General features: G+C 55.8%; 16 protein-coding genes. 4 read left to right on the plus strand and 12 right to left on the minus strand.

Annotated elements, in window-relative coordinates:
- Nucleotides 1-107: 107 nt before the first annotated feature.
- Nucleotides 108-485, minus strand: coding sequence for a glycine zipper domain-containing protein (locus ACJU26_RS01650; protein ID WP_414040827.1), 378 nt, complete (start codon nucleotides 483-485; stop codon nucleotides 108-110).
- A gap of 213 nt (nucleotides 486-698) precedes the next feature.
- On the opposite strand from ACJU26_RS01650, the gene ACJU26_RS01655 reads away from it, so the two are divergent.
- Nucleotides 699-1,085 (plus strand): hypothetical protein, encoded by a 387-nt coding sequence (locus ACJU26_RS01655; RefSeq protein WP_414040828.1) that lies wholly within the window; start codon nucleotides 699-701, stop codon nucleotides 1,083-1,085.
- A 173-nt stretch (nucleotides 1,086-1,258) separates the two neighbouring features.
- Here ACJU26_RS01655 and ACJU26_RS01660 read toward each other — a convergent pair whose 3' ends face one another.
- The 7 genes from ACJU26_RS01660 to ACJU26_RS01690 form a co-directional block, all read right to left on the minus strand.
- Nucleotides 1,259-2,566: an ammonium transporter gene (locus ACJU26_RS01660; protein ID WP_414040829.1), complete on the minus strand. Its 1,308-nt coding sequence runs from the start codon at nucleotides 2,564-2,566 to the stop codon at nucleotides 1,259-1,261.
- A 54-nt stretch (nucleotides 2,567-2,620) separates the two neighbouring features.
- Nucleotides 2,621-2,959, minus strand: coding sequence for a P-II family nitrogen regulator (gene glnK, locus ACJU26_RS01665; protein ID WP_414040830.1), 339 nt, complete (start codon nucleotides 2,957-2,959; stop codon nucleotides 2,621-2,623).
- A 53-nt stretch (nucleotides 2,960-3,012) separates the two neighbouring features.
- Nucleotides 3,013-4,185 carry an outer membrane beta-barrel protein gene (locus ACJU26_RS01670; protein WP_414040831.1) on the minus strand — a complete coding sequence of 391 codons (1,173 nt, stop codon included), beginning with the start codon at nucleotides 4,183-4,185 and terminating at the stop codon, nucleotides 3,013-3,015.
- Nucleotides 4,186-4,327: 142 nt separating this feature from the next.
- Nucleotides 4,328-5,845: a SpoVR family protein gene (locus tag ACJU26_RS01675; RefSeq protein ID WP_414040832.1), complete on the minus strand. Its 1,518-nt coding sequence runs from the start codon at nucleotides 5,843-5,845 to the stop codon at nucleotides 4,328-4,330.
- Nucleotides 5,838-7,142 carry a YeaH/YhbH family protein gene (locus ACJU26_RS01680; protein WP_414040833.1) on the minus strand — a complete coding sequence of 435 codons (1,305 nt, stop codon included), beginning with the start codon at nucleotides 7,140-7,142 and terminating at the stop codon, nucleotides 5,838-5,840. The genes ACJU26_RS01675 and ACJU26_RS01680 overlap by 8 nt, the downstream gene beginning before the upstream one ends.
- A gap of 258 nt (nucleotides 7,143-7,400) precedes the next feature.
- Nucleotides 7,401-8,729 carry an ammonium transporter gene (locus ACJU26_RS01685; protein WP_414040834.1) on the minus strand — a complete coding sequence of 443 codons (1,329 nt, stop codon included), beginning with the start codon at nucleotides 8,727-8,729 and terminating at the stop codon, nucleotides 7,401-7,403.
- A gap of 254 nt (nucleotides 8,730-8,983) precedes the next feature.
- The gene (locus tag ACJU26_RS01690; protein WP_414040835.1) at nucleotides 8,984-10,918 is read right to left on the minus strand and encodes a PrkA family serine protein kinase; all 1,935 of its coding nucleotides are present in this window, start codon (nucleotides 10,916-10,918) and stop codon (nucleotides 8,984-8,986) included.
- A 568-nt stretch (nucleotides 10,919-11,486) separates the two neighbouring features.
- On the opposite strand from ACJU26_RS01690, the gene ACJU26_RS01695 reads away from it, so the two are divergent.
- Nucleotides 11,487-12,437: a PDC sensor domain-containing protein gene (locus tag ACJU26_RS01695; RefSeq protein ID WP_414040836.1), complete on the plus strand. Its 951-nt coding sequence runs from the start codon at nucleotides 11,487-11,489 to the stop codon at nucleotides 12,435-12,437.
- On the opposite strand, the gene ACJU26_RS01700 is transcribed toward ACJU26_RS01695, so the two are convergent.
- From ACJU26_RS01700 to ACJU26_RS01715, 4 genes are all read right to left on the minus strand, one after another.
- The gene (locus tag ACJU26_RS01700; RefSeq protein WP_414040837.1) at nucleotides 12,434-15,808 is read right to left on the minus strand and encodes a DUF2126 domain-containing protein; all 3,375 of its coding nucleotides are present in this window, start codon (nucleotides 15,806-15,808) and stop codon (nucleotides 12,434-12,436) included. The two genes, ACJU26_RS01695 and ACJU26_RS01700, sit on opposite strands and share 4 nt — an antisense overlap.
- Before the next feature lie 35 nt (nucleotides 15,809-15,843).
- Nucleotides 15,844-16,830: an alpha-E domain-containing protein gene (locus tag ACJU26_RS01705; RefSeq protein WP_414040838.1), complete on the minus strand. Its 987-nt coding sequence runs from the start codon at nucleotides 16,828-16,830 to the stop codon at nucleotides 15,844-15,846.
- A complete protein-coding gene (locus ACJU26_RS01710) occupies nucleotides 16,815-18,278 on the minus strand; it encodes a circularly permuted type 2 ATP-grasp protein (RefSeq protein WP_414040839.1) in 1,464 nt (487 codons plus the stop codon). Before ACJU26_RS01710 ends, ACJU26_RS01705 begins: the two co-directional genes overlap by 16 nt.
- Before the next feature lie 274 nt (nucleotides 18,279-18,552).
- Nucleotides 18,553-19,302, minus strand: a complete 750-nt coding sequence (locus tag ACJU26_RS01715) for a peptidase (protein WP_414040840.1) — start codon at nucleotides 19,300-19,302, stop codon at nucleotides 18,553-18,555.
- A 309-nt stretch (nucleotides 19,303-19,611) separates the two neighbouring features.
- Between ACJU26_RS01715 and glnL the strand changes: the two genes are divergently transcribed.
- Complete coding sequence (gene glnL / locus ACJU26_RS01720; protein ID WP_414040841.1) at nucleotides 19,612-20,697, plus strand: nitrogen regulation protein NR(II); 1,086 nt, start codon at nucleotides 19,612-19,614, stop codon at nucleotides 20,695-20,697.
- Complete coding sequence (ntrC, locus tag ACJU26_RS01725; RefSeq protein WP_414040842.1) at nucleotides 20,694-22,103, plus strand: nitrogen regulation protein NR(I); 1,410 nt, start codon at nucleotides 20,694-20,696, stop codon at nucleotides 22,101-22,103. Before glnL ends, ntrC begins: the two co-directional genes overlap by 4 nt.
- Nucleotides 22,104-22,114 lie beyond the last annotated feature (11 nt).

Below are 22,114 nucleotides of genomic sequence, written 5' to 3' on the forward strand. Positions count from 1 at the left end.
GAAGAGCGCTTTTACCGGGGGGGACTTTCCCGCCCTCAAGGAACCCAGCGATACGCTCGATACCAGGTTCCTGGGGTGAATTATTGACCTTTGCTACAGACATGAACCTAACGAGGTGTGCAGGTATAACCCGCAGGACAAGCCGGGGGTTGCTGGTATTGCGGGGCCGTCGGGGTGCACACATATCCGGCGGGGCATGGAACATTCCCTGGGGGAGGAGCGTAATAACCCGGTTGAGGAGCCGGTGCTTGCTGTTCCTGGCTCTTGGACAATCCATAACCTGCCAGACCACCCAGACCAGCACCAATGGCCGCACCCGCCAGAGGTGAGCCGGTCTGATTGCCGATAACGGCACCGGCCACCGCACCGAGCAGTGAGCCACCCGCCGTGTTGGCCGTCGTGCCGTTGCTGGCATAGGGATTATTTGCGCATCCCGCGAGCATCAGGGGGAGCACAGCAGTCATCAACCACTTTGCATTGTTCATGAGTTTTAGCTCCTCTAAGAGTATGATCATACTAACTTGCTTTTTTATTATGGTGCAAAACTTCCTGGATGCGCCACTGTAGCTGTCTGGCTACAGAAAAGAAACCCAGGAAAAATTATATGGTAGCAAGCTGATGCATTATATGCTGGTTTTTCGGCTATAATCCATCGCAAGCTTCTTGTAGAGTATTGTCGGCTGTTTTGGAGGGGGTTTATGTCTTTTTCGTCAAGAGTTTCCGTCATATCGCTGGTTTTGGCCCTGGGACTTAGTGGTTGTACGGCCAGTTGGGCACCACAAGTCAACCCCATGCCTTATTATACCTACTACCCGGCTTCTCTGGCAGTGGTTACCGCCGCTGCAGAAAAGGCCTTACCCCAGGCGGGCATGCATTTTACCGGTTCCAAACAGGTCAGTCCGACGACGGTGGAAGTACATGGCTATGATGCAGAGGGGAATGCCATCCTCATCAACCTGACGTCCAAGGGGGCCGCAGTGACCAAATTTTCAGCACGTATCGGTCTGTATGGACATCTTCAGGAGGTTCAGCAAATCGAGCACTGGATGGGCCGTTATGTCGGGAAGGCGATTAGTCGGCACTGAACAAGTTATCTCTGGAAGAACGGGATGCACTTAAAATGCCGCCCTAGCTGCGGCATGGAGAACTCCGTTTGCGTCTGACGCTTTCGTCTTTTTCAGGCTGTCTGCTTGAGCATCATAAAAAAACGGCGGTTTCCCGCCGTGTAGAGATTGTTGCCTAGGTTTTACCGAGTATCTCAGTCACCCGTCACCGGACGCCGTTCACCATCACCAAAGAAAGCATAGGCTTCTTCACCATGAATGGCATCATCACCAATCAGCAGTTCTTCTTCAGACATGCGCAGCGGTACGACCAAGCTGATCAGTTTCAACAGAACATAGGTCACCACAATATTCAAGGCGATAATGAATGCGGCACCAATAATCTGCAGCCAGACCTGATGCCAGTTGCCATCGGTAAGGGCACCGCCAGGATTGCTCAGGCCGTAGGCTTTACAACCGGTTTTGGTGGCCAGCAATCCAACCATTATACCACCAAGAACACCTGCCACGGCATGGGTGTGGAAAACGCCGAGGGTGTCATCGACCTTGCGGAACAGCGCTGTTTTTCCGACAATATTCATGCTGATCCAAGGAATGATGCCGGAGGCAATACCTACCGCAATAGCGCCATATCCGTCAATCACGCCGGCGCAGGGGGTGATAGCCACCAGACCGGTGATCATGCCCTGTACCGCACCAATCACAGCAGGCTTTTTGAAGTAGAAAATATCCATGAGCGTCCAGGTGATCACACTCATGGCCGTAGCGACGTTGGTGTTCAGGACGGCTGCGCCGGCATCACGGCTGGCAGCATAGGGATCACCCCCATTGAAACCATTCCAGCCGAGCCAGAGAATACCCGCACCGACCAGCATCAGCAGCACGTTGTTGGGCTGGAAGTTTTCCCGGTCACGCGCAAGACGGGGACCAATGACCGCAGCACCTACAAAGCCGGCAATACCGGCCGACAGATGGATGACGTAACCACCCGAGTAGTCGATAACGCCCATTTGGTCCAGAAACCCACCGCCCCAAAGGCTGAAGGCCCCAACCGTGTAAGAGAAGGTCAGCCACAACGGGACAAATATCATCCAGGCCTTGAAACTCATACGACCTAAAAAAGCACCCGCCATGATGACCAGGGTGATGGCGGCAAACACAAACTGAAAGTACACCATCGTTGCCATGGGCATGGCAGCAGTGGATCCTGTAGCCGGGAAGATGGTTTGCATGAGTTCATCATTCATGCTGGCAATGGGGCCAGGAATCCCCACAAAGGAAAACCATTGGTGACCGAAGCCCATATTGTAGCCCCAGAGCACCCAGGCGATGAGTACGGCAGCGAAAGCATAAAAGGCCATGAAAGCGGAGTTGATGGCCCATTTCTTTTTGACAATGCCCGCGTAAAGCACCACGAGCCCCGGAACACTTTGCAAGCCGACGATAGTGGCGGCAGTGAGCTGCCATGCGTTATCGCCCGTATTCAGCCAAGCTACTGACATGAGGTAATTCCCCCTTTTAACAATTTAAGCGCGGTTGTAAAACGAACTAGAGTTTTAAAGTGCGTCATTGCCGGTTTCACCGGTGCGGATGCGGATGGCATCCAGAATTTCCGAAACAAAGATTTTACCGTCACCGATTTTCCCGGTTCGGGCGCCCTTTTCTATGGCTTCTATGGCCTGATCCACGGCGTCATCACTGATGACCGTTTCGATTTTGACCTTGGGGAGAAAATCCACGACATATTCAGCCCCACGATAAAGCTCGGTGTGACCTTTCTGGCGCCCGAAGCCTTTGACTTCAGTGACCGTCAGGCCTTGAATCCCCACTGCCGATAGCGCCTCGCGGACGTCATCGAGCTTGAAGGGTTTAACAATGGCAGTAATTAATTTCATGACGTTACCTCTTGCACAGGGTTAGAACATCCCGGGGGATAGCCCCCCGGGGGTTAGAACATGAAACCCGTCTCGACCATGCCGCGGAGCTGGCTTTTGGCCAGCCCATCGGTGCCTGCGAAACCGGTGCCGCTGGCCATGCTGGCCTTGACATAAGACAGTTCAGCTCGGGCGAAAAAGCCACCGTCCTGATAGGTGGGGGTGGCCGTCAATGACCAGGCGTGGGACCCTGCCCCAAAACCGGTCAGGTTCGCGGAGCCATCCGTGGCGGTACCCGAATTGCTGATATATTCCACCCGGCCCGCCAGGGAAATTTTGTCCGTCAGGCTGTAGTTGGCGAGAATGGCGCCGCCCAGGGTGCTGGTGGTTTTGCCGTCGGCTCCCAGGGACTGGATGGCGCTGCCGGGGACGCTGGTGTATTGCATATAGGGAGTGATGACCAGATTGCCACCGCTATAGGTGTAACCAGCATCCACAATGGCCTCATTATTTTGTAAAGGCGTGGTGGCAATGCTGGAGTAGGCATAATCCGTATGCCCAAGATTACCGCCACCCTGTACGAAGAGGGTGTTGTGTTTGTCCAGCGCCCAGGTGACCATGCCGCTCATCCAGTTGAAGCGATTGGAGTAGAAGCCATCATTCCAGGAGATGGCTGCCGTAATCGGACCGTCACTGTAATTGATTTGAATCCCTTTGTTGACGGCATTTTCCTGTCCCCAGAGCAGGCCGCGTGCAATATTCCAGTTCTGGTAACTGAAGGTGTATTCCGCACCGATGAGCGTAAAGAGTTTGCCAATCTGGATGTTAAAGTGATCAGAAGGGGCAATTTCCGCATAGCCGGTGGGCAATGCGCCAAAAGTGTTCTGCGTAAATGTACCCGTAGAATAGAAATTGGTACCGAGGGTCATGACATTATACGCACCAGCCTGGACCGCAAACTGGATCAGGCCGGAGTTTTTGGAGATCATCACCAAGCCGTTACTGATGTCGGCAGAGGCGGATTTGCTACCCGGTAAACTGGACTCAGGAAATTTATTGTCTTGCCACACCCCATAGCCACTGGCCACCCCCTGAACATTGAGGGTCCCCAGGGGGCCGGCATTAAAGGTCAAGGGCCTGGGTAGAGCCAAGGGGTCTGCCTCGGCGTTGTCCATGACCAGCGGAGAGACCGCCAGCATCGCCAGGACAATGGGTTGATATCGGTTGGTTAATAATTTGTTTCTCATTGCTGTAACGCTCCCTGTCAGTGTAGTTGCAGAAAGCGTTTAGCAAATTCAATGCCACTTGAAAATCGTTTAAAAAACAGCTTGTTTATTAAATTTGGCGCGGGAGAGGCGGGTGCTTTGCACTAAAAAGGTGCACCATGCATTATGATGGTGCGCGATGCGCCGGTAACCAGTCGGCTTCTTCTGACTCTGATTGCGGAGCTGTTAAGGTCTGGTCTCCGATATCCAGATGGACGTCATAACCCCAGAGTTGCTGCAAAAATCCCAGGGTCTTTTGGGCTTCTTCCAGATCCAACGGCTGCTGGTCCATTTGTTTCAGCCGTAACTGCCGGTCTCCCCAGCGATCGACCGACACCACCTGGATATCCGGGGGACGGCTACTGTCGGCGATTTGCTGGGCCAGGACCTCACGCAGATGTTGATAGCCCGCATCATCATGTATGGCGCTGACCCGGTATTTGGCTTTATCTATTTCATTGTGCAGGGAGAACAAGTGCAAGTCGCGCATCACCTTGGGGGAAAGATATTGCAAAATGAAACTTTCATCACGAAATTCGCGCATGGCAAAATGAATCTGCTTGAGCCAGTCCGGGTCGCCGGCAAAACTGAACCAGTGCCGGTCTTCCTCCGTAGGCGACACGCAGATCCGCTTGATATCCTGAAAGATGGCAAAGCCCAGCGCATAGGGGTTGATGCCATTGTAGCGCCGATCATCAAAGTCAGGTTGCATGACCACGGCGGTGTGACTGGCGTAAAATTCCAGCAGGGTGCCATCCGTCAATAATCCTTTGTCATGCAGGCTGTGCATGATGTGGTAATGGACAAAGCAGGCAAAACCCTCATTCATGATTTTGGTCTGGCCCTGGGGATAAAGATACTGGGTGATTTTGCGCACGATGCGGAGAATTTCCCGTTTCCAACCCTCCAGATGCGGGGCGTTTTTTTCAATGAAATAGAGCAGGTTTTCCTGGGGTTCGGAGGGAAAAACATCCGGAGACTGGACCGGTTGGCCCTGCACGGGGGGGAGGGTCCGCCAGATTTCCAGGACCTGCTGTTCCAGATAGCGTTCCCGTTCTTGCCAACGTCGTTCTTCTTCCCGCGCGGAAAGTTGGCGGGGGCGTCTGGCCCGATCAATGCCATTGCGACTGATGGCATGGGCGGCATCCAGAACATCCGTCACCGTATCCATTCCGAAGCGCTCCTCGCATTGGGCTATGTAGCGTTGGGCAAAAGCCAGGTAGTCAATGATGGCTTCGGCATCGGTCCACTGCCGGAAAAACGCATTGTTTTTGAAAAAGGCGTTATGACCAAAAGCCGCGTGGGCGATGACCAGTGTCTGCATGGTCATGGTGTTTTCTTCCATGAGATAACTGATGCAGGGATCACTGTTGATCACCAGTTCATAGGCCAGTCCCATTTCTCCGCGTCGATATTGGCCGGATTCGATGGCCCGTTGTTTGCCAAAAGACCAGTGGGCGTAATACACCGGCAGTCCAATGGAGGCGTAGGCGTCGAGCATTTGTTCGGCGCTGATGACCTCCAACTGGTTGGGGTAGGTGTCGAGCTGCAGTTCTTCTTCAGCAACGACTTCAATGGCCTGGGTGACCGCGTCCAGCCGGGGGAAGGTCCAATCGTTGTCGGTAAACAGATAATTAGACATGTTGGGGGATCTCCTCACGGGAAAACAGGGCGCGGAAGAGAGGATAGATATCTTCCCGGGTGCTGGCCCTGGCGGTAATCAGCTCGGGATAGTCTTCAGCGATGCCTTCGTAAAGTTGAAGAAGATCGCTTTCGTTTTCACGGTTGACCTCCAGGTAAAAGAAATTGCGCAGCCGTGGCAAAAGCTGATCCAGGTGTTCAGCCACCACCGCATTGTCGGCGAAATAATTATCTCCATCGGAAACCTGGGCCACATAAACATTCCAGAGGTCTGCCGGAAAGCGTTTGTCCATGATGTCTTCGGTCAGCTGGATGGCCGGAGAAACCAGGGTACCCCCTCCTTCCCGAGCCCCGAAAAAAGCCTGCTCCGTACACTCGGTTGCCGTACTGTGATGTTTGATGAAGACGATGTGTACCGCCTGATAATGGCGATGCAGGAATAGATAAAGCAGCAGAAAAAAACGTTTGGCCAGATCTTTTTCCTTTTCCCCCATGCTGCCCGAAACATCCATGACGCAAAACATGACCGCATTGGTGATGGGGTGAGGCTGCTGATCAATATGGGCAAAGCGGAGGTCCGCTTCATCAATGAAGGGGATGGCCTTGATTTTGCGGGTGAGTACGGAAATCCGTTCCTCCAGGTCGCGCAGGCGTTCCTGCTCCAGGGAAGCATCCTGTTTTTGTGCAAGGCGGGCGTGGATTTCCTGCTGGAGTTTGCTACGTGCGGCTTCCAGTTCCTGAAGCTCGCGGCGTTTACCAGCGCGTAGCGCCAGGCGGCGCGCCCGGGCGGCGCGCATGGTGCGGCCGACATGCATACGGGAAGGACTGCCGTCCTTGATGAATCCTGCCCGCCGCCATTGCTCCGCCTGAACATCTCCTTGGGAAGTCTTGCGCAGATTGGGCAAGGCCAAGCCATCAAAGAGCAGATCGAGAAATTCATCAGCGGAGAGGACGATGGCGACTTCGTCTTCGCCGAGACCATCGGGTGATCCTTCACGACCCTGTCTTGAAGCACCCCCTTCAGGTTTATTGATTTCGTCACCGCGTTGGTATTCCTTGTTACCCGGCAAGACCCGTTCCCAGGAGGCATCGCTGAAATCCCGGCGGAAACTGGGTTCATGCAGATCGCGGGTGGGAATGGAAATGGGCTGATCGGCATTGGCCAGATCTTCAATGGAACCGGAACGTGCCATTTTTTCCACGGTCGTTTTCAGGCGCGCGCGGACCCTTCTTTGCAGGCGCTCCTGATTGCTGGTGGATCGGGTGCCAGAACTGCGCCGGTCGATAATCGTACTCATGGCAGACTCCTTGGGGAAACCCCGCTTCGCCCTACTCAATTTATGATACACAAAAGGGAGAAAGGTTGCGGGTTGCCGCCGCTACAGGTTGAGCAGAACAGACTCCGGGTACTTTTCTCAGTCTACGCGGGTAATGCGTTCTGGAAAACAGGCCGCAGCACACAGGCTGCTAGGCAAATCGTGTTTTGGTCAGGGCCACAGTACGGGGGCCTGTGGCAAGCCCTACTACAGCCCGCCACAGGTGGTCCTGATGACTGCTTACTCGTAGACCTGTTCACCATGCTGGGTAATATCCAGCCCTTCTCTTTCCTGCTCTTCTTTCACCCGCAAGCCGAGGGTCCAGTCGATGGCTTTCAGGAGGATGAAACTGACGATGGCATCATAACCGATGGTCACTCCCACTCCGGTAGCCTGAATCAGCAACTGCCCGGTATTGCCTTCCAGCACCCCGGCAGTACCGCCGATGGCCTTGACCGCAAAAACCCCGGTCAGCAGTGCACCGACAATACCCCCCATGGCATGTACACCGAAGGCATCCAGAGAATCATCGTAGCCCATCCTGTTTTTCAGATAGACAGAGGCCCAGAAACAGATGACCCCAGCGGCAATGCCTATCCACAAGGCACCCATGGGGCCAACAAAACCCGAAGCCGGGGTGATGGCCACCAATCCGGCAACGGCCCCGGAAGTCATACCGAGCACCGTGGGTTTACCCCGCGCTGACCATTCGGCAAACATCCAGGCCAGGGCGGCAACGGCGGTGGCAATCTGGGTGACGGCCAACGCCATGCCGGCTCGATCACTGGCGGCCACCGCCGATCCGGCATTGAAACCAAACCAGCCGACCCAGAGTAATGAAGCGCCGATGAGGGTGTACAGCAAATTATTGGGATGCATGGCATCGTGCTTATAGCCCACTCGCTTGCCCATGACCAGAGCGGCCACCAGACCCGCTACCCCGGCGTTGATGTGGACCACCGTGCCACCGGCATAGTCCAGTACGCCATCAGCACCCAACCAGCCCCCCGGACCCCAGACCATGTGGGCAATGGGCGCGTAGACCAGCAAGGACCAGAGGCCGGTAAACCAGAGCAGTGCGGAAAATTTCATGCGCTCGGCGAAAGCCCCGACAATCAGTGCCGGGGTGATGATGGCAAAGGTCATCTGGAAGGTCATATAGACGGATTCGGGGATGGTCGGGGCCAGACTGCTGACCGAGTCCAGTCCCAGGCCACTGAGAAATAAACGATCCAGACTGCCCATGAAGGCGTTGCCAGTGGTAAAAGACACACTGTAGCCCACGAGCATCCATAACACCGAAATCAGCGCGGTCACCGCGAAACTCTGGGCGGCGGTGGCCAGGACATTTTTTTTGCGGACCATGCCCGCATAAAACAGCGCCAGACCCGGTACGGTCATGAGCAATACCAGGGCGGTGGATGTCAGCATCCAGGAGGTATCACCACTATTGAAACTGGGGGTGCTGGTACCTGCTTCTGCCAGCGGGCTGCCAAGGAGGGCGGTGAGGATGCCCATCCCTAAGGCCCCATAAAACAACCTGTGTTGCCTTGCTCCCTTTTTCATCATTACGCTCCTTGTTTACCATCGTTTATGAGGCTGAATGCCCCGTTCATCGTTTGCAGGCTACCTAAGCAAAAATCGTGCAAACTACAAAAATGGCGCAGGGAAAGGTTTTTCAACAAGATTAGAAGACCAGACATTCTCTTGATGCACCATGGTGGTGCATCGTGGTGGATGGCCTCGCCGAAAAGACCGGTAAAGCCTAAAAAAATGCCCGCAGGCGCGGGCAGTAGTCTGAAAAATCAAAAAGTGCGGCTTTTTTAGTGATGCTTGCGATAACGCATGTACCAGTCCACCAGCAGACGTACCTGTTTTTCCGTGTAGCCTTTGCGGGTCATGCGTGCCACAAAGTCCTGATGCTTGCGTTCATCATCGGAAGAGCTTTTTTTGCCGAAGGAAATCACCGGCAAGAGGTCTTCGGTATTGGCGAACATTTTTTTCTCGATGACGGCGCGCAGTTTTTCATAACTGGTCCAGGACGGACTGACGCCGTCATTGGAGGCCTTCACCCGCAGCACAAAATTGACGACTTCGTTGCGAAAGTCCTTGGGATTGGCAATGCCCGCCGGCTTTTCGATTTTTTCCAGTTCCTCGTTCAGCAGGCTGCGGTCCATCAACTGGCCGGTATCCGGATCGCGAAATTCCGTATCCTGTAACCAGAAATCGGCATATTGAATGTAGCGATCAAAGAGGTTCTGGCCATAATCGCCATAACTTTCGAGGTAGGCCTTCTGAATTTCCAGGCCCAGAAATTCGGCATAACGGGGTGCCAGTTCGGTTTTCAGAAAGGCGAGATAATGGGATTCGGTTTCCGCCGGGAACTGCTCGGCACGGATCTGAGTTTCGAGCACATGCAGCAGATGCACCGGATTGGCCGCTACTTCATCACTGTCAAAATTGAAGGTGCGGGACATGATTTTGTAGGCAAACCGGGTAGAAATCCCATCCATACCCTCATCAACCCCCGCTGCATCCCGGTATTCCTGCAGGCTCTTGGCCTTGGGGTCCTTGTCCTTCAGGGATTTGCCGTCATAAATTTCCATTTTCGACCAGAGACTGCTGTTACCCGGCTCCTTGAGGCGGCTGAGTACCGAAAAACGCGCCAGCATGTCCAGGGTGTCGGGGGCGCAAGGCGCGGCGCTCAGGGCGCTGTTCTCCAGCAGTTTATGGTAAATGCGGGTTTCTTCGCTGACGCGCAGACAGTACGGCACCTTGACGATATAAACGCGATCGAGAAAGGCTTCATTGCGTTTATTGTTGCGAAATGCCGCCCATTCCGATTCGTTGCTGTGGGCCAGAATGATGCCCTGGAAAGGCATGGCACCAAATCCCTCGGTCCCGTTATAGGTGCCTTCCTGGGTGGCGGTCAGGAGGGGATGCAACATCTTGATGGGTGCCTTGAACATTTCCACAAATTCCAGCACGCCCTGGGTGGTAACGTTCAGGCCGCCGGCATAGGAATAGGCATCGGGATCATCCTGGGAAAAGTCTTCCAGTTTGCGAATATCGACCTTGCCCACCAGGCTGGAGATATCCTGATTATTCTCGTCGCCGGGCTCCACCTTGGTGATGCCGATTTGATGCAATTGCGATGGGCTGAGACGCTGCACCGTGAATTTGCGGATATCGCCGCCAAATTCGCGCAGCCGTTTGGCCGCCCAGGGAGACATGACGCCGCCCAGGACCCGGCGGGGAATGCCATAACGATCTTCCAGCACCGGGCCATCTTCGTCGCGATCAAACAGACCGAGGGGCGACTCGTACAGGGGCGATACCTTGCCGTTGGCCGCCAGACAGTAGATGGGATAATGCTCCATCAAGGTTTTCAGGCGTTCTGCCAGAGAGGATTTGGCAGCGCCCACCGGACCCAGCAGGTAGAGAATCTGCTTACGTTCCTCCAGTCCCTGGGCCGCATGACGAAAATAGGCCACCAGGTTTTCGACGGCGTCTTCAATGCCGTAAAAGTCCTTGAACGCAGGATAGGTGAGCAGCTTACGGTTCATGAATATGCGGGACAGACGGGGGTCGGCCTGGGTGTCGATCACTTGCGCTTCGCCAATGGCGGCCAGCATGCGCTCTGCAGCGCTGGCGTAGGCCATGGGTTCACGGGCGCAGAGGTCGAGGTATGCATCTAAAGAAAGGGTGACTTCCTGCTGTTGCAGAAAACGCTCCTGATAACGGTCGAATAAAGCCATTTGCCACTCCTTGCGGCGCTGCCGCGATGGTTTACAGCCTGAACTTTTGACAAGCAGGCAAGATCGGGGTTCACCTGTTGCCAGCACTCAATGAGAAAGCATTTCCTGTGCCAGCCAAGGGGTAGGCCCGTTTTTCTGTCTGGGTATGGTCTGGCGTAGCGTCATGCACTTGCAAGGACATTTCGCCCGTCCATAGTGCGTAACATGCACAATTATGGTGCATGACGACCACTTGCGCTAGTCCATTATATGGCAGAAGACCTGCCTGCAGAGTTGCCTGATTCAAAAATGAACGGATTGTTATTCAATGTCTTATCAGAAAATGATAGCGGTTGGGTGAATGAATTATAAAAAAAAGGGCGGGAGGACCGCCCTGGAAGCCACTTGAGGAGGAGGATCAGATGACCATGATCAGTTCTATCAAGCAGGAAGCGTGCCATGTTTTTGTCCTGATGCCAGCCGGTATGGTCATGGCATAGCCCTTGCTGAACTGTTGGGGTGTCATGAGGCCATTGGTCGGCTTGACCATGCCAAGTTTTAGCCACGAGCGACCCGTTGGGGGTGAATCATGAATCGCTTTGAGCATTTTCGGGAGTTGCGCAAGGATCTTTCCGCATTGCTGGGTGGTGTCGTCGATGCCTTGGCCAGCCCGGCCCTTTTGCAGCAGCCTGCCGAGGAGCAACGCAAAAAACTGCATTGCCTGATTGATCGTCACCCATTTCTCGACTTGTGCTATCTCCTCGATGCCCATGGGCGGCAGCTTGGGGATAATGTGGGCGCCTCCCGGCGGCGGGGGATGGCCCGGGATGGAGGCGATGGTGTCGATCGCAGTCATCGACCCTATTACCGCCTCGCCCTGAATGCCTTGTCTCCAGTACTGACCGAGCCTTATTTATCTTCGGCCAATGGTCACATTTGCGTCACGGCGGCGGTACCCATTCGCGATGAAAAGGGCCTGCTGTTGGGCATGCTGGTGGCGGACAGTGAGCTGGACAGGGCCCTGGCCCTCCTCGAAGAAGATGATATCCGACGTGGCTTCGAGCCCTATTTCAAGGCCATTTATACGCTTTTCTCGGTAGGCTTGCTGGCAGTGAGTGCGGCTTTGGGTTTTCACGCAATCGTGACATTGAAGCAGGTCTGGTCAGCCGTGGCGGCTCCGGGCGATTTTACCGCGCCTTTCCAGGCTACGATCCTGTTCACTCTGGCGCTGGCCGTTTTTGATCTGTCCAAAACCATTTTTGAAGAGGAGGTGCTGCTCCGCAAGGATATCCGCCGCCATAGCACCACGCGTCGTACTTTGACCCGATTCATTGCGGCCATTCTGATTGCCGTATCCATCGAGGGTTTGATGCTGGTATTCAAATTCGCCCTGGATGCCCCTCAGAACCTCTGGTTGGCAGTATTGCTGCTGATAGCCGCCGCCATGTTGCTGGTTTCTTTGGGTTTGTATGTGTATTTAGGGGGCAAAGCAGAAGTGCTGCTATCACAGCATCGTGATCAGCGCCACGATGCCGGCTAGGGTGTGGGTTTTTGGGGACGAGCCATGCGCAGATCCAGGGTATGGGGATAGTCAGGCTGCTCCTCATCATAAGGGGGCTGCCAGGGGTATTCGCCACTGCCTCTGGCGACGAAGCGTCCCTCGCTGGGAGAGGTCATGCTGCCCATGATATTGCGCCGTTCAGGCTCTGGCTGGCTATGACCCGTGCTCGTAAAGCGGGACTGACGGCGGGCTTCTGCTTCCCAGGCGTTGACCGGAAAAATCTCGGAATTGCGACCACCGGGATGCATGACATGGTAAGTACAGCCACCAATGCTGCGGCCATTCCAGGTGTCGATCAGGTCAAAAGTCAAAGGGGTATGGACCGGAATGGTCGGATGCAGGGCTGAGGGTGGCTGCCAGGCCCGATAACGCACGCCTGCCACCTGGGTATCTGCAGCCCGGGTGCCCTGCAGAGGGACGCGCCGACCATTACAGGCGAGCACATGTCTTCCGGGAGTCATTCCGGTCACTTTCACCTGCAGGCGTTCGATGGAGGAGTCCACATAGCGGGCGGTGCCGCTTCCCGTGACCTCTTCACCCAGCACATGCCAGGGTTCGATGGCGGCGCGCAATTCTATCTGGACATCGCCAATGCGCACATGACCATGTTCCGGAAAGCGAAACTCCGCAAAGGGGGCCAGCCATTCCAACTGAAAAAGAATGCCATGATTCTGCAGGTCCGCACAGACTTCGCGGAGGTCTTCCCAGACATAATGGGGCAGCATGAAGCGATCATGGAGGTTCGTCCCCCAGCGAATCAGGGCATGGCGGTAGGGGGCTTCCCAGAAGCGTAAAATCAGGCTGCGGACCAGTAGTTGCTGGACCAGGCTCATACGGGCATGGGGCGGCATTTCAAAGGCGCGCAGTTCTACCAGACCCTGTCGTCCCGCAGCGCCGGTAGGGGAATAGAGTTTGTCGATGCAGATTTCGGCGCGATGGGTGTTGCCGGTGATGTCCACCAGCAGGTTGCGAAACAGGCGATCCACCAGCCAGGGTTGTACGGTCATTCCCGGCGGCACCTGGCTAAAGGCAATTTCCAGCTCATACAGGGATTCGTGACGGGCTTCATCCACTCGCGGCGATTGGCTGGTGGGACCAATGAACATCCCGCTGAAGAAATAGGAAAGCGCCGGGTGATGCTGCCAGTAGGTTATGAGACTTTGCAAGAGGTCGGGGCGGCGCAGGAAAGGGCTGTCAGCGGGAGTGGCGCCGCCCAGGGTCATGTGATTGCCGCCGCCGGTGCCGGTATGGCGGCCATCGCGCATGAATTTTTCGGCGGTCAGACGGCAGGCATGGGCTTCCTCGTACAGCAGGGTGGTTTTCTCCACCATCTCGGACCAAGAGGAAGAGGGGTGGATATTCACCTCGATCACGCCGGGATCGGGGGTGACCAGGAGTTTTTCCAGGCGGGGATCGCTGGGTGGCGCATAACCTTCAATAACCACCGGCATGTTCAGGGTACTGGCCGTGGCTTCGACGGCGTTGAGCAGGTCCAGATAGTGTTCGGTCACCTGTAGGGGCGGAAAAAAACAGTACAGGCAACCCTTGCGGATTTCCATGGTCATTGCGGTATGGGGGATTTCTTCCCAACCGGGAGTTTTGCCGAGAGTCGGGGTGTTTGCCGCACTGACAGGGCTGCGGGCGCTGCGTTCAGCCTGAAAATCGGGCAAGGGGGGTAAGGGCGCAAAAGGGTCCGTTTCCGGTTGCCATTTTTTGTGGGAGTCCACTATCCACGGCAGGCTATCCAGAGGCAGGCGCATGCCCAAAGCAGAATCACCGGGAATAAGTACCAGGCGGCCGCTGCGGAACACCCAGGTCGCGGAATACCAGGATTGCGCATTCCAATCCCAGGCCAAAGGCAGTACCCAGCCTACCGGGTGGTCCAGGCCCGCCTGCAGTTTCTCCATGAGTGCCTGTCGCTCCATGGGGGCGTCGAGGCGATGGGCACTGAGATCAATATTGACCGGCACCTTCCCCTCCTGGTGCAGCACATGCCAGGCATCTTCGTAAGCCGGAATGAGGCGGGCGCTGTCCACCGGTAATTGCCGGGTCAACTCGCAGGCAAACTGGTGCAGATCTTCGGCAGTCCAGCCATAATCCTGGAGAGGGTCTGCCAGTAAATCGGGATTGTGCCAGACCGGCAGGCCGTCCTTGCGCCAGTACACGCCCAAGGCCCACCTCGGCAGGGGTTCACCCGGATACCATTTCCCCTCACCCGTATGGCGCAGCGCGCCCTGGGCAAAATGCTGGCTGAGCCGTTCGGCGAGGACTTCGGCGCGTTCTCTTTTATGCCTGCCCAGGGCTTCCAGATTCCACTGTGGATCATCCACGGCTTCGGTGGCGACAAAAGTGGGTTCTCCGCCCATGGTCAGGCGCACATCGGCGGCGCGGAGGCGGTCATCGACAAGCCTCCCGAGGACCATGACTTCTTCCCATTGACTTTCGGTATAGGGTTTGGTGACCCGAGGCGTTTCCAGCAGGCGGGTGACCTGGTTGGAAAAATGAAATTCCACCTCGCATTTTCCGGTGCTGCCGCTGATGGGGGCTGCGCTCTGATAATGGGGCGTGCAGGCAAGGGGAATATGTCCTTCACTGGCGAAAAGACCGGAAGTCGGATCCATGCCAATCCATCCGGCACCCGGGATATACACTTCCACCCAGGCATGGAGATCGGTGAAATCCTGGACCGGACCGGAAGGCCCTTCCAGAGGAGCCTGGTCGGGCACCAGTTGGACCAGATAGCCGGAAACGAAACGGGCAGCCAGTCCGAGGTGACGTAATAACTGCACCAGCAGCCAGGCACTGTCTCGACAGGAGCCACTGGCCTTTTTCAGGGTTTCTTCCGGGGTCTGGACGCCGACTTCCATACGCAAGGTGTACTGGATGGCACGCTGCAATTGCTGGTTGATGCCGACCAGAAAATCAATGGTGCGTTCCTTGCGCTTCATGATGTCCAGCAACAGCTGTTGCAGTAAATGCCCAGCCTGTTCTTTTTCCAGGTAGGGAGACAACTCCTTGTGCAGGGCTTCTTCGTAACGGAACGGCCAGCGTTCGGCCTGGGGTTCAATAAAAAAATCGAAAGGATCGACCACGCTCAGGTCGGCAATGACTTCGACGTTGAAATGCAAGGATCGGGCGCGTTCCGGAAAAACCAGGCGGGCCAGATAATTGCCGAAAGGGTCCTGTTGCCAGTTGAGAAAATGCTTTTCAGGGCTGACTTCCAGTGAATAGGCAATAATCGGGGTACGGCAATGGGGCGCCGGCCGCAGACGCAGCACATGGGGATGGATTTCTACCAATCGATCGAAGTCGTACTCGGTCTGATGACGCAGAACGACATGAATGCCCATAAACAATTCCTCGGCAGTGAAAAATGATGTGGCGGTTAAGCCTGGGCGACCTGCAACTGGGTATCGTTGAACAGGTTTTCCGAGGCGGTATCTTCTCTGGCGAAGTAGATTCCCTGGATGGTCCGGTGGACTACGGCCAGATCTTTCTGGGCCTGATCCAGGTATTCGTGGAGCAGGTCCGGACGCAGGTCGGCCAACTTGAGGTTGTCCAGACGCCGACGCGCCCGGCGAACCGCCTCGGCGGGGGAGCCAGCATTGGGTAGATAGGCTAAAGCCACTTCCATTTCTCCCAGGCAATACTTCATGCTACGTGGGAATTTGCTGTCCTTGAGCAGGTAGTCCACCACCTGATTGCTGCGCACCTGGACAGAAATATGACGGCGATACATTTCAAAGGCACTCAGGGATTTGAGTACTCCGATCCACAGGCTGCTCCCGGCGGTTTTTTGCAAGCCCTGGTCCTGGGGTAAAATCACCGCGCTGGTGACATCGACGATGCGCGTGGTCATGTCCGCCCTTTCCATGTTGCGACCCAGTTTGATGAACTGGTAGACATTATCCTGGCTCATGCTGCTGATCAGCAATCCCACCAGCGCGTGGCGGCGGGCAATCACCTCGTTGAGGAAGGCATAGCGGGCATGGCGGCTGTCTGCTCCGGATACGGCCTGATCCCGGACATACAGGAAGAGAGTGTTGAGACGCTCCCAGAATTCTCCGGGGAGGAGGTCGCGAAAGGTCCGGCAGTTTTCCCGTGCCTGGTGGATGGCCGCCATGACCGAGTTCGGGTTGCGCTCATCGGCAATCAGAAAACGCATGATGCGGTTTTCTTCCGGGGTCCCGTAGAGTTCGGCATAGAGTTTGGCATCGCCCGTGACATGCAAAAGAATATCCCAGCCAAAATGGGCACCGGGAGGGAGATCCAGCAACATCAGGGTGGTGGCATTGATCAGACGGGCCATATCCTCGGTGCGCTCCAGATAGCGCGCCATCCAGTACAGGTTTTCGGCTACTCGGGAAAGCATGGGGCCTCCTCATCGACAATCCAGGTGTCCTTGCTGCCACCACCCTGGGAGCTGTTGACCACCAGTGATCCGGGCTGCATGGCCACCCGGGTCAGTCCACCCGTGGTCACATACAGTTTGTCCGCTTGCAGAATAAAGGGGCGCAGGTCCAGATGGCGGGCCTCCAGATGATCTTCCACCAGCGTCGGTGCGGTGGAAATGTTCAGGGTCGGCTGGGCAATATAGTTGCGGGGGTTGGCCCTGATCAGCTCGGCAAAACGGTCGCGCTCGGACTGGCTGGCCCGGGGACCGATCAGCATGCCATATCCCCCGGACTCATTGGCGGGTTTGACCACCAGTTCGGCCAGATGGCTGAGCACATAATCCCGATCGGCATCACGCATGCACAGGTAGGTAGGGACATTGGGAATGATGGGTTCGGCGTCCAGATAGTAGTGGATGATTTCCGGGACGAAGGCGTAAACCACCTTGTCGTCGGCGACACCGGCACCGGGAGCGTTGGCGATAGCCACATTCCCTCGCCGCCAGGCGCGCAACAGTCCGGGAATGCCCAGCACCGAATCCGGGAAAAACACTTCGGGGTCCAGGTAATCATCGTCGATCCGACGGTAAATGACATCCACTCTTTGCAAACCGGAAATGGTGCGCAGATAGACAATATCCTCCTTGCTGACATAAAAATCGGCACCTTCGGCCAGATAGGCCCCCATTTGCTGGGCGAGATAACTGTGTTCGAAGTAGGCGGAATTGTAGATACCAGGCGTCAGCACGGCGAGGACGGGCCTTTCTCCCGGGCGCGGAGACAGGGCGGCGAGAGTCTCGTAAAGACGGTTGGGGTAGTCGTCCACCGGACGAATGATGGATGACTTGAAAAGTTCCGGGAACAGCCGTTTCATGATCTGACGATTTTCCAGCATGTAAGACACGCCCGAGGGCACACGCAGATTATCTTCCAGCACATAGAGAATTCCCTCTGCATCGCGCACCAGATCGCTCCCGCAAATATGCGCCCAGACACCAAAAGGGGGATGAACGCCCCGGCAGGCTTCGCGAAAGTTGCGCGAGCCCGCCAGTATTTCCGCCGGAAAAATCCCGTCAGCCACAATGTGTTGTTCATTGTAAAGATCGTTGATGAAGAGATTGAGGGCCTGCAAACGCTGTTTGAGACCTTCTTCAATCCGCACCCATTCGGTGCCGGAAAGTATTCTTGGGATAATGTCAAAAGGCCAGGCGCGATCGATGTTGCCCGCTTCACTGTAAACGGTGAAAGTGATTCCCATGGCGAGAATGGAGGCATCGGCAGCCTGACGACGTGCCTGTAACTCGCTGATGTCCAGGGTATTCAGATAATTGAACAGGGGAGCCGCCGCCCGGCGCGGTCTGGCGTTGGCATCCACCAGTTCGTCATAGGTGAACTGCTGCTGATAATGGGTCTTGAGCCAGTCCATCTGCTTTTCTCCTCTTCGCAAGATTCTCGCCCAGATCTCTGGGTGGGCGGTGGCTTATCCCATAAGGAATACGCTTGAACTGCCATGATCCTTAATCATAGTAAAGCAAAACCTGTGCCAGACGGGCGGGTTCGAAATATACAGGCAGGTAGTGGCATTTTTCAGTCAGTGATCTCAGAAAAACCTGCGGTAAAGCGCGGCGCAGAAATCTGGAATGCCTATTTGCATCTTATTGGTTCATGTTGCACTACCATGGTGCACTATATTTTTGGGGTCAAAGCGGCGGCACATTCGGCGGATTTTCCCATGAGAAAGGAGGAAGATCATCCAGGGCCCGCAATAATCCCTGGCTCCAGCGTTCGCCCAGGGTGCGATAAAAGCGGTCTTCCTCGGTCAGGGAAAGATACCGGCCCATCTGCAGACTGTTGGTTTCGTAAATGAGCAGTTCAACCGGCGGTCCAACCGTGACATTGCTGCGCATGGTGGAATTCATGGAAACCAGCGCACAGCGGGCGGCCGCCTCCAGGGAAAGCTCCGGCTTGATCACCCGATCAAGAATGGGTTTGCCATATTTGATTTCGCCTATCTGCAGGAAGGGATGGTCTGCCGATTCGTGAATGTAATTGCCCTGGGGATAGATCATGTAAGTCGCCGGGATTTCGCTGCCAATCTGACCCCCCAGAATGAAAGTCGCCTCAAAGTTGGTGTTGGCAGTATCACGGCTGACCTGGTTGCGCTGGATCTCGGCGTTAATCAGGCCGACATAATCCGCTGCTTCCGCCATGCTGGGGATGTTCAGCAAGTGAATGGCGGCATTCTGGCCCATATCCTGCTGCAAACGCTTCACGACGCCTTGGGTGGTGGCCAGATTACCCGCCGAGAGCAGGCAGAAAAAGCGATCATCTGGCCAGCAAAAGGTATGCATTTTCGAGTAGATACTCACATTGTCGGTGCCTGCATTGGTGCGGGAGTCGGAACAGAAAATCAGGCCCCCGTTTACGTGGATAGTGAGGCAATAGGTCATGGAGTATTCCTGTCAGCAATCAGCGTCGCCGTTTTATAGTCGCTGAATTTCCAGCGTTTTGGAAGTCTGCGCGGAAAAGTCTTTACCGAGATGCATTGTGGAGTCTGCACCTTGTGCACTATTATGGTGCGATCGGTGCATCATTATGTTGCAGTTTCCGGAGGGGGCAGCACCTTGCCCTCCAGTAAGATGGGGGCTAATGGCTGTGCTCGTGATAGGCCCCGTTCGCCAGATGATTTACCTGGTGTGTTTTTTGCTTTGATGAGTTCGATGAGAGCCCCTGAAAGCGGATACCCAATTGGAGCTTGCATGGCGCAGCACAAAAACACCAAAACATCCTTGTCGGAAAACACCGTGCTGGATGCCCTGGAGTCAGCGGTTCTGGCTCTGGATAACCGCCAGAAATTGTGCTTTATGAATCCGGCTGCAGAAAATCTCTTGCGCATCAGCCAACCTCAGGCGCGCGGACAAACCATCCCGGCCTTGTGCAGTATCGTCGGAGAGGACCGTTTTGCGGCGCTTTTTGCCGATGCCATCGATCTGAATGGCACCATCTTGCGGCGGGCTCTACCCTTGCAGCTCCATGATGGCAGTCATGCCGTGGTGGATCTGGTCGTGAATCCCCTGGCGTCCGGGCATCTGATTGTCGAAATGCGGCCGATGGAATTACCGGCCCGTCATGCCGAAGAAGAAATGCAGGACCGGATTTATGGGGCGGCCCAGGAAATGCTGCGGGGCCTTGCCCATGAAATCAAGAATCCACTGGGGGGCTTAAGGGGTGCCACCCAGCTCCTCGACCGGGAATTGCAGCGCCCCGAGCTGAAGGATTATACCCGGGTGATACTCCATGAAGTGGATCGCCTGCATCACCTGGTCGATCGCTTGCAGGGTCCGCGCACCCGTCCGATTTTTGCCGAGGTCAATATTCATCAGGTGCTGGAGCATGTCCGCCGCCTTCTCCAGACCGAATTGCCAACGGGTATCACCTTGCGTTTCGATTATGACCTTTCCATTCCGGAGATTTATGCCGATCAGGAGCAATTAGTGCAGGTTTTCCTCAACTTGATGCGTAATGCCCAACAAGCCCTGGATCGTCATGGCACGATTCTCATCCGCACCCGGGTCGATCGTTATGTCACCTTGCTGCATCAGAAATTTCGCCTTGCCTTGCGGGTGGATATTGTCGATAGCGGCCCAGGCATTCCCGCAGACCTGCTGCCTCGGATTTTTCTGCCCCTGGTCACCAGTCGTGCCGAAGGTATGGGCATGGGCCTGGCTATTGCCCAAGGCCTGGTTCGTGGCCATGGGGGGGTGGTGCACTGTCGCTCCCGGCCCGGCGAGACGGTGTTCTCCGTTTCCTTGCCCCTCACCCAGCAGCGGGAGGTTTCAACATGAAGCAGGTCTGGATTATTGACGACGATCCTTCCATTCGCTGGGTCCTCGAAAAGGCGCTGGCACAGGCGGAAGTCCCTTTCCGGAGTTTTGCCGACGCCGACAGCGCCCTGCGCGCGCTGGGTCGGGATCAACCCGATGCCATCGTCACCGATTTGCGTATGCCGGGCCTGGATGGTCTGGCTTTCCTGAAGGAGGTCCAGGCACGTTGGCCCCGCTTGCCGGTCATCGTCATGACCGCCCATTCGGATCTGGATAATGCAGTCTCTGCCTTTCAGAGCGGCGCTTTTGAATATTTACCCAAACCCTTTGACATGGATGAGGCCATCAATCTGGTGCGGCGGGCGTTGGGCAGTCAGAAAGAAGCTGTGGCCAACAGCTTGCCCGAAGAGGCTGATCCGACGGAAATGATTGGCGAAGCTCCGGCGATGCAGGAGGTATTCCGTGCCATCGGGCGTTTGTCCCGCTCGCAAATCAACGTGCTGATTACCGGGGAATCGGGAGCCGGTAAAGAACTGGTTGCCAGTGCCCTGCATCGCCATAGTCCCCGCGCCAGGGGGCCCTTCATCGCCATCAACACCGCCGCCATTCCCGCAGAACTGCTGGAATCCGAGCTGTTTGGGCATGAAAAGGGAGCATTTACCGGGGCGGTGCAAACCCGTCAGGGACGCTTTGAGCAGGCTTCCGGAGGAACCCTGTTTCTGGATGAAATCGGCGATATGCCTGCCGCCCTGCAAACCCGTCTGCTGCGAGTCCTCTCCGATGGGACTTTTTATCGGGTCGGTGGTCATGCGCCTTTGCGTGTCGATGTGCGGGTGCTGGCGGCCACCCACCAGAATCTCGAAGCCAAGGTCCGCGATGGCAGTTTTCGCGAGGATCTCTATCATCGCCTGAACGTCATCCATATCCATCTCCCCCCCCTGCGCGAACGTCGTGAGGATATACCGAGGCTGGCGCGCCACTTCCTGCGCCGTAGTGCTGAACAACTCGATGTGGAACGCAAGATTTTGAGTCACGCCGCCGAAGCCGCCTTCATGGAATGGCACTGGCCGGGCAATGTGCGGCAGCTCGAAAATGTCTGCCGCTGGATTACGGTCATGGCCCCCACCAGCGAGGTGCAAGTTACCGATCTGCCTCCGGAAATGAGTGTGGCTGCTCCTCCGGCCGAACTCGCGGAGACGCCGGTCCATCAGGACTGGCGTATACAGCTGGGGACATTGGTGCGCCAGCGCCTGGCCAGCGGAGAAGAAGCCCTGCTCGATAAAATACAGCCCCAGTTTGAACGCTGCCTGCTGGAAGCCGCTCTCCAGCATACGCGCGGACATAAACAGGACGCAGCCCAGAAACTCGGCTGGGGACGCAATACCCTGACCCGCAAACTGAAAGAGCTGGGTATCGAAGAGAAATAAGGGTCCTTGCG

Origin of the sequence: Acidithiobacillus sp. M4-SHS-6, assembly GCF_047421495.1 — a bacterium.
Taxonomy (GTDB): Bacteria; Pseudomonadota; Gammaproteobacteria; order Acidithiobacillales; family Acidithiobacillaceae; genus Acidithiobacillus.

Excerpts from the sequence above, each read along its gene's own strand:
- ACJU26_RS01650 (WP_414040827.1), bottom strand. The coding sequence starts at position 485 with ATGAACAATGCAAAGTGGTTGATGACTGCTGTGCTCCCCCTGATGCTC.
- ACJU26_RS01655 (WP_414040828.1), top strand. The coding sequence starts at position 699 with ATGTCTTTTTCGTCAAGAGTTTCCGTCATATCGCTGGTTTTGGCCCTG.
- ACJU26_RS01660 (WP_414040829.1), bottom strand. The coding sequence starts at position 2,566 with ATGTCAGTAGCTTGGCTGAATACGGGCGATAACGCATGGCAGCTCACT.
- glnK (WP_414040830.1), bottom strand. The coding sequence starts at position 2,959 with ATGAAATTAATTACTGCCATTGTTAAACCCTTCAAGCTCGATGACGTC.
- ACJU26_RS01670 (WP_414040831.1), bottom strand. The coding sequence starts at position 4,185 with ATGAGAAACAAATTATTAACCAACCGATATCAACCCATTGTCCTGGCG.
- ACJU26_RS01675 (WP_414040832.1), bottom strand. The coding sequence starts at position 5,845 with ATGTCTAATTATCTGTTTACCGACAACGATTGGACCTTCCCCCGGCTG.
- ACJU26_RS01680 (WP_414040833.1), bottom strand. The coding sequence starts at position 7,142 with ATGAGTACGATTATCGACCGGCGCAGTTCTGGCACCCGATCCACCAGC.
- ACJU26_RS01685 (WP_414040834.1), bottom strand. The coding sequence starts at position 8,729 with ATGATGAAAAAGGGAGCAAGGCAACACAGGTTGTTTTATGGGGCCTTA.
- ACJU26_RS01690 (WP_414040835.1), bottom strand. The coding sequence starts at position 10,918 with ATGGCTTTATTCGACCGTTATCAGGAGCGTTTTCTGCAACAGCAGGAA.
- ACJU26_RS01695 (WP_414040836.1), top strand. The coding sequence starts at position 11,487 with ATGAATCGCTTTGAGCATTTTCGGGAGTTGCGCAAGGATCTTTCCGCA.
- ACJU26_RS01700 (WP_414040837.1), bottom strand. The coding sequence starts at position 15,808 with ATGGGCATTCATGTCGTTCTGCGTCATCAGACCGAGTACGACTTCGAT.
- ACJU26_RS01705 (WP_414040838.1), bottom strand. The coding sequence starts at position 16,830 with ATGCTTTCCCGAGTAGCCGAAAACCTGTACTGGATGGCGCGCTATCTG.
- ACJU26_RS01710 (WP_414040839.1), bottom strand. The coding sequence starts at position 18,278 with ATGGACTGGCTCAAGACCCATTATCAGCAGCAGTTCACCTATGACGAA.
- ACJU26_RS01715 (WP_414040840.1), bottom strand. The coding sequence starts at position 19,302 with ATGACCTATTGCCTCACTATCCACGTAAACGGGGGCCTGATTTTCTGT.
- glnL (WP_414040841.1), top strand. The coding sequence starts at position 19,612 with ATGGCGCAGCACAAAAACACCAAAACATCCTTGTCGGAAAACACCGTG.
- ntrC (WP_414040842.1), top strand. The coding sequence starts at position 20,694 with ATGAAGCAGGTCTGGATTATTGACGACGATCCTTCCATTCGCTGGGTC.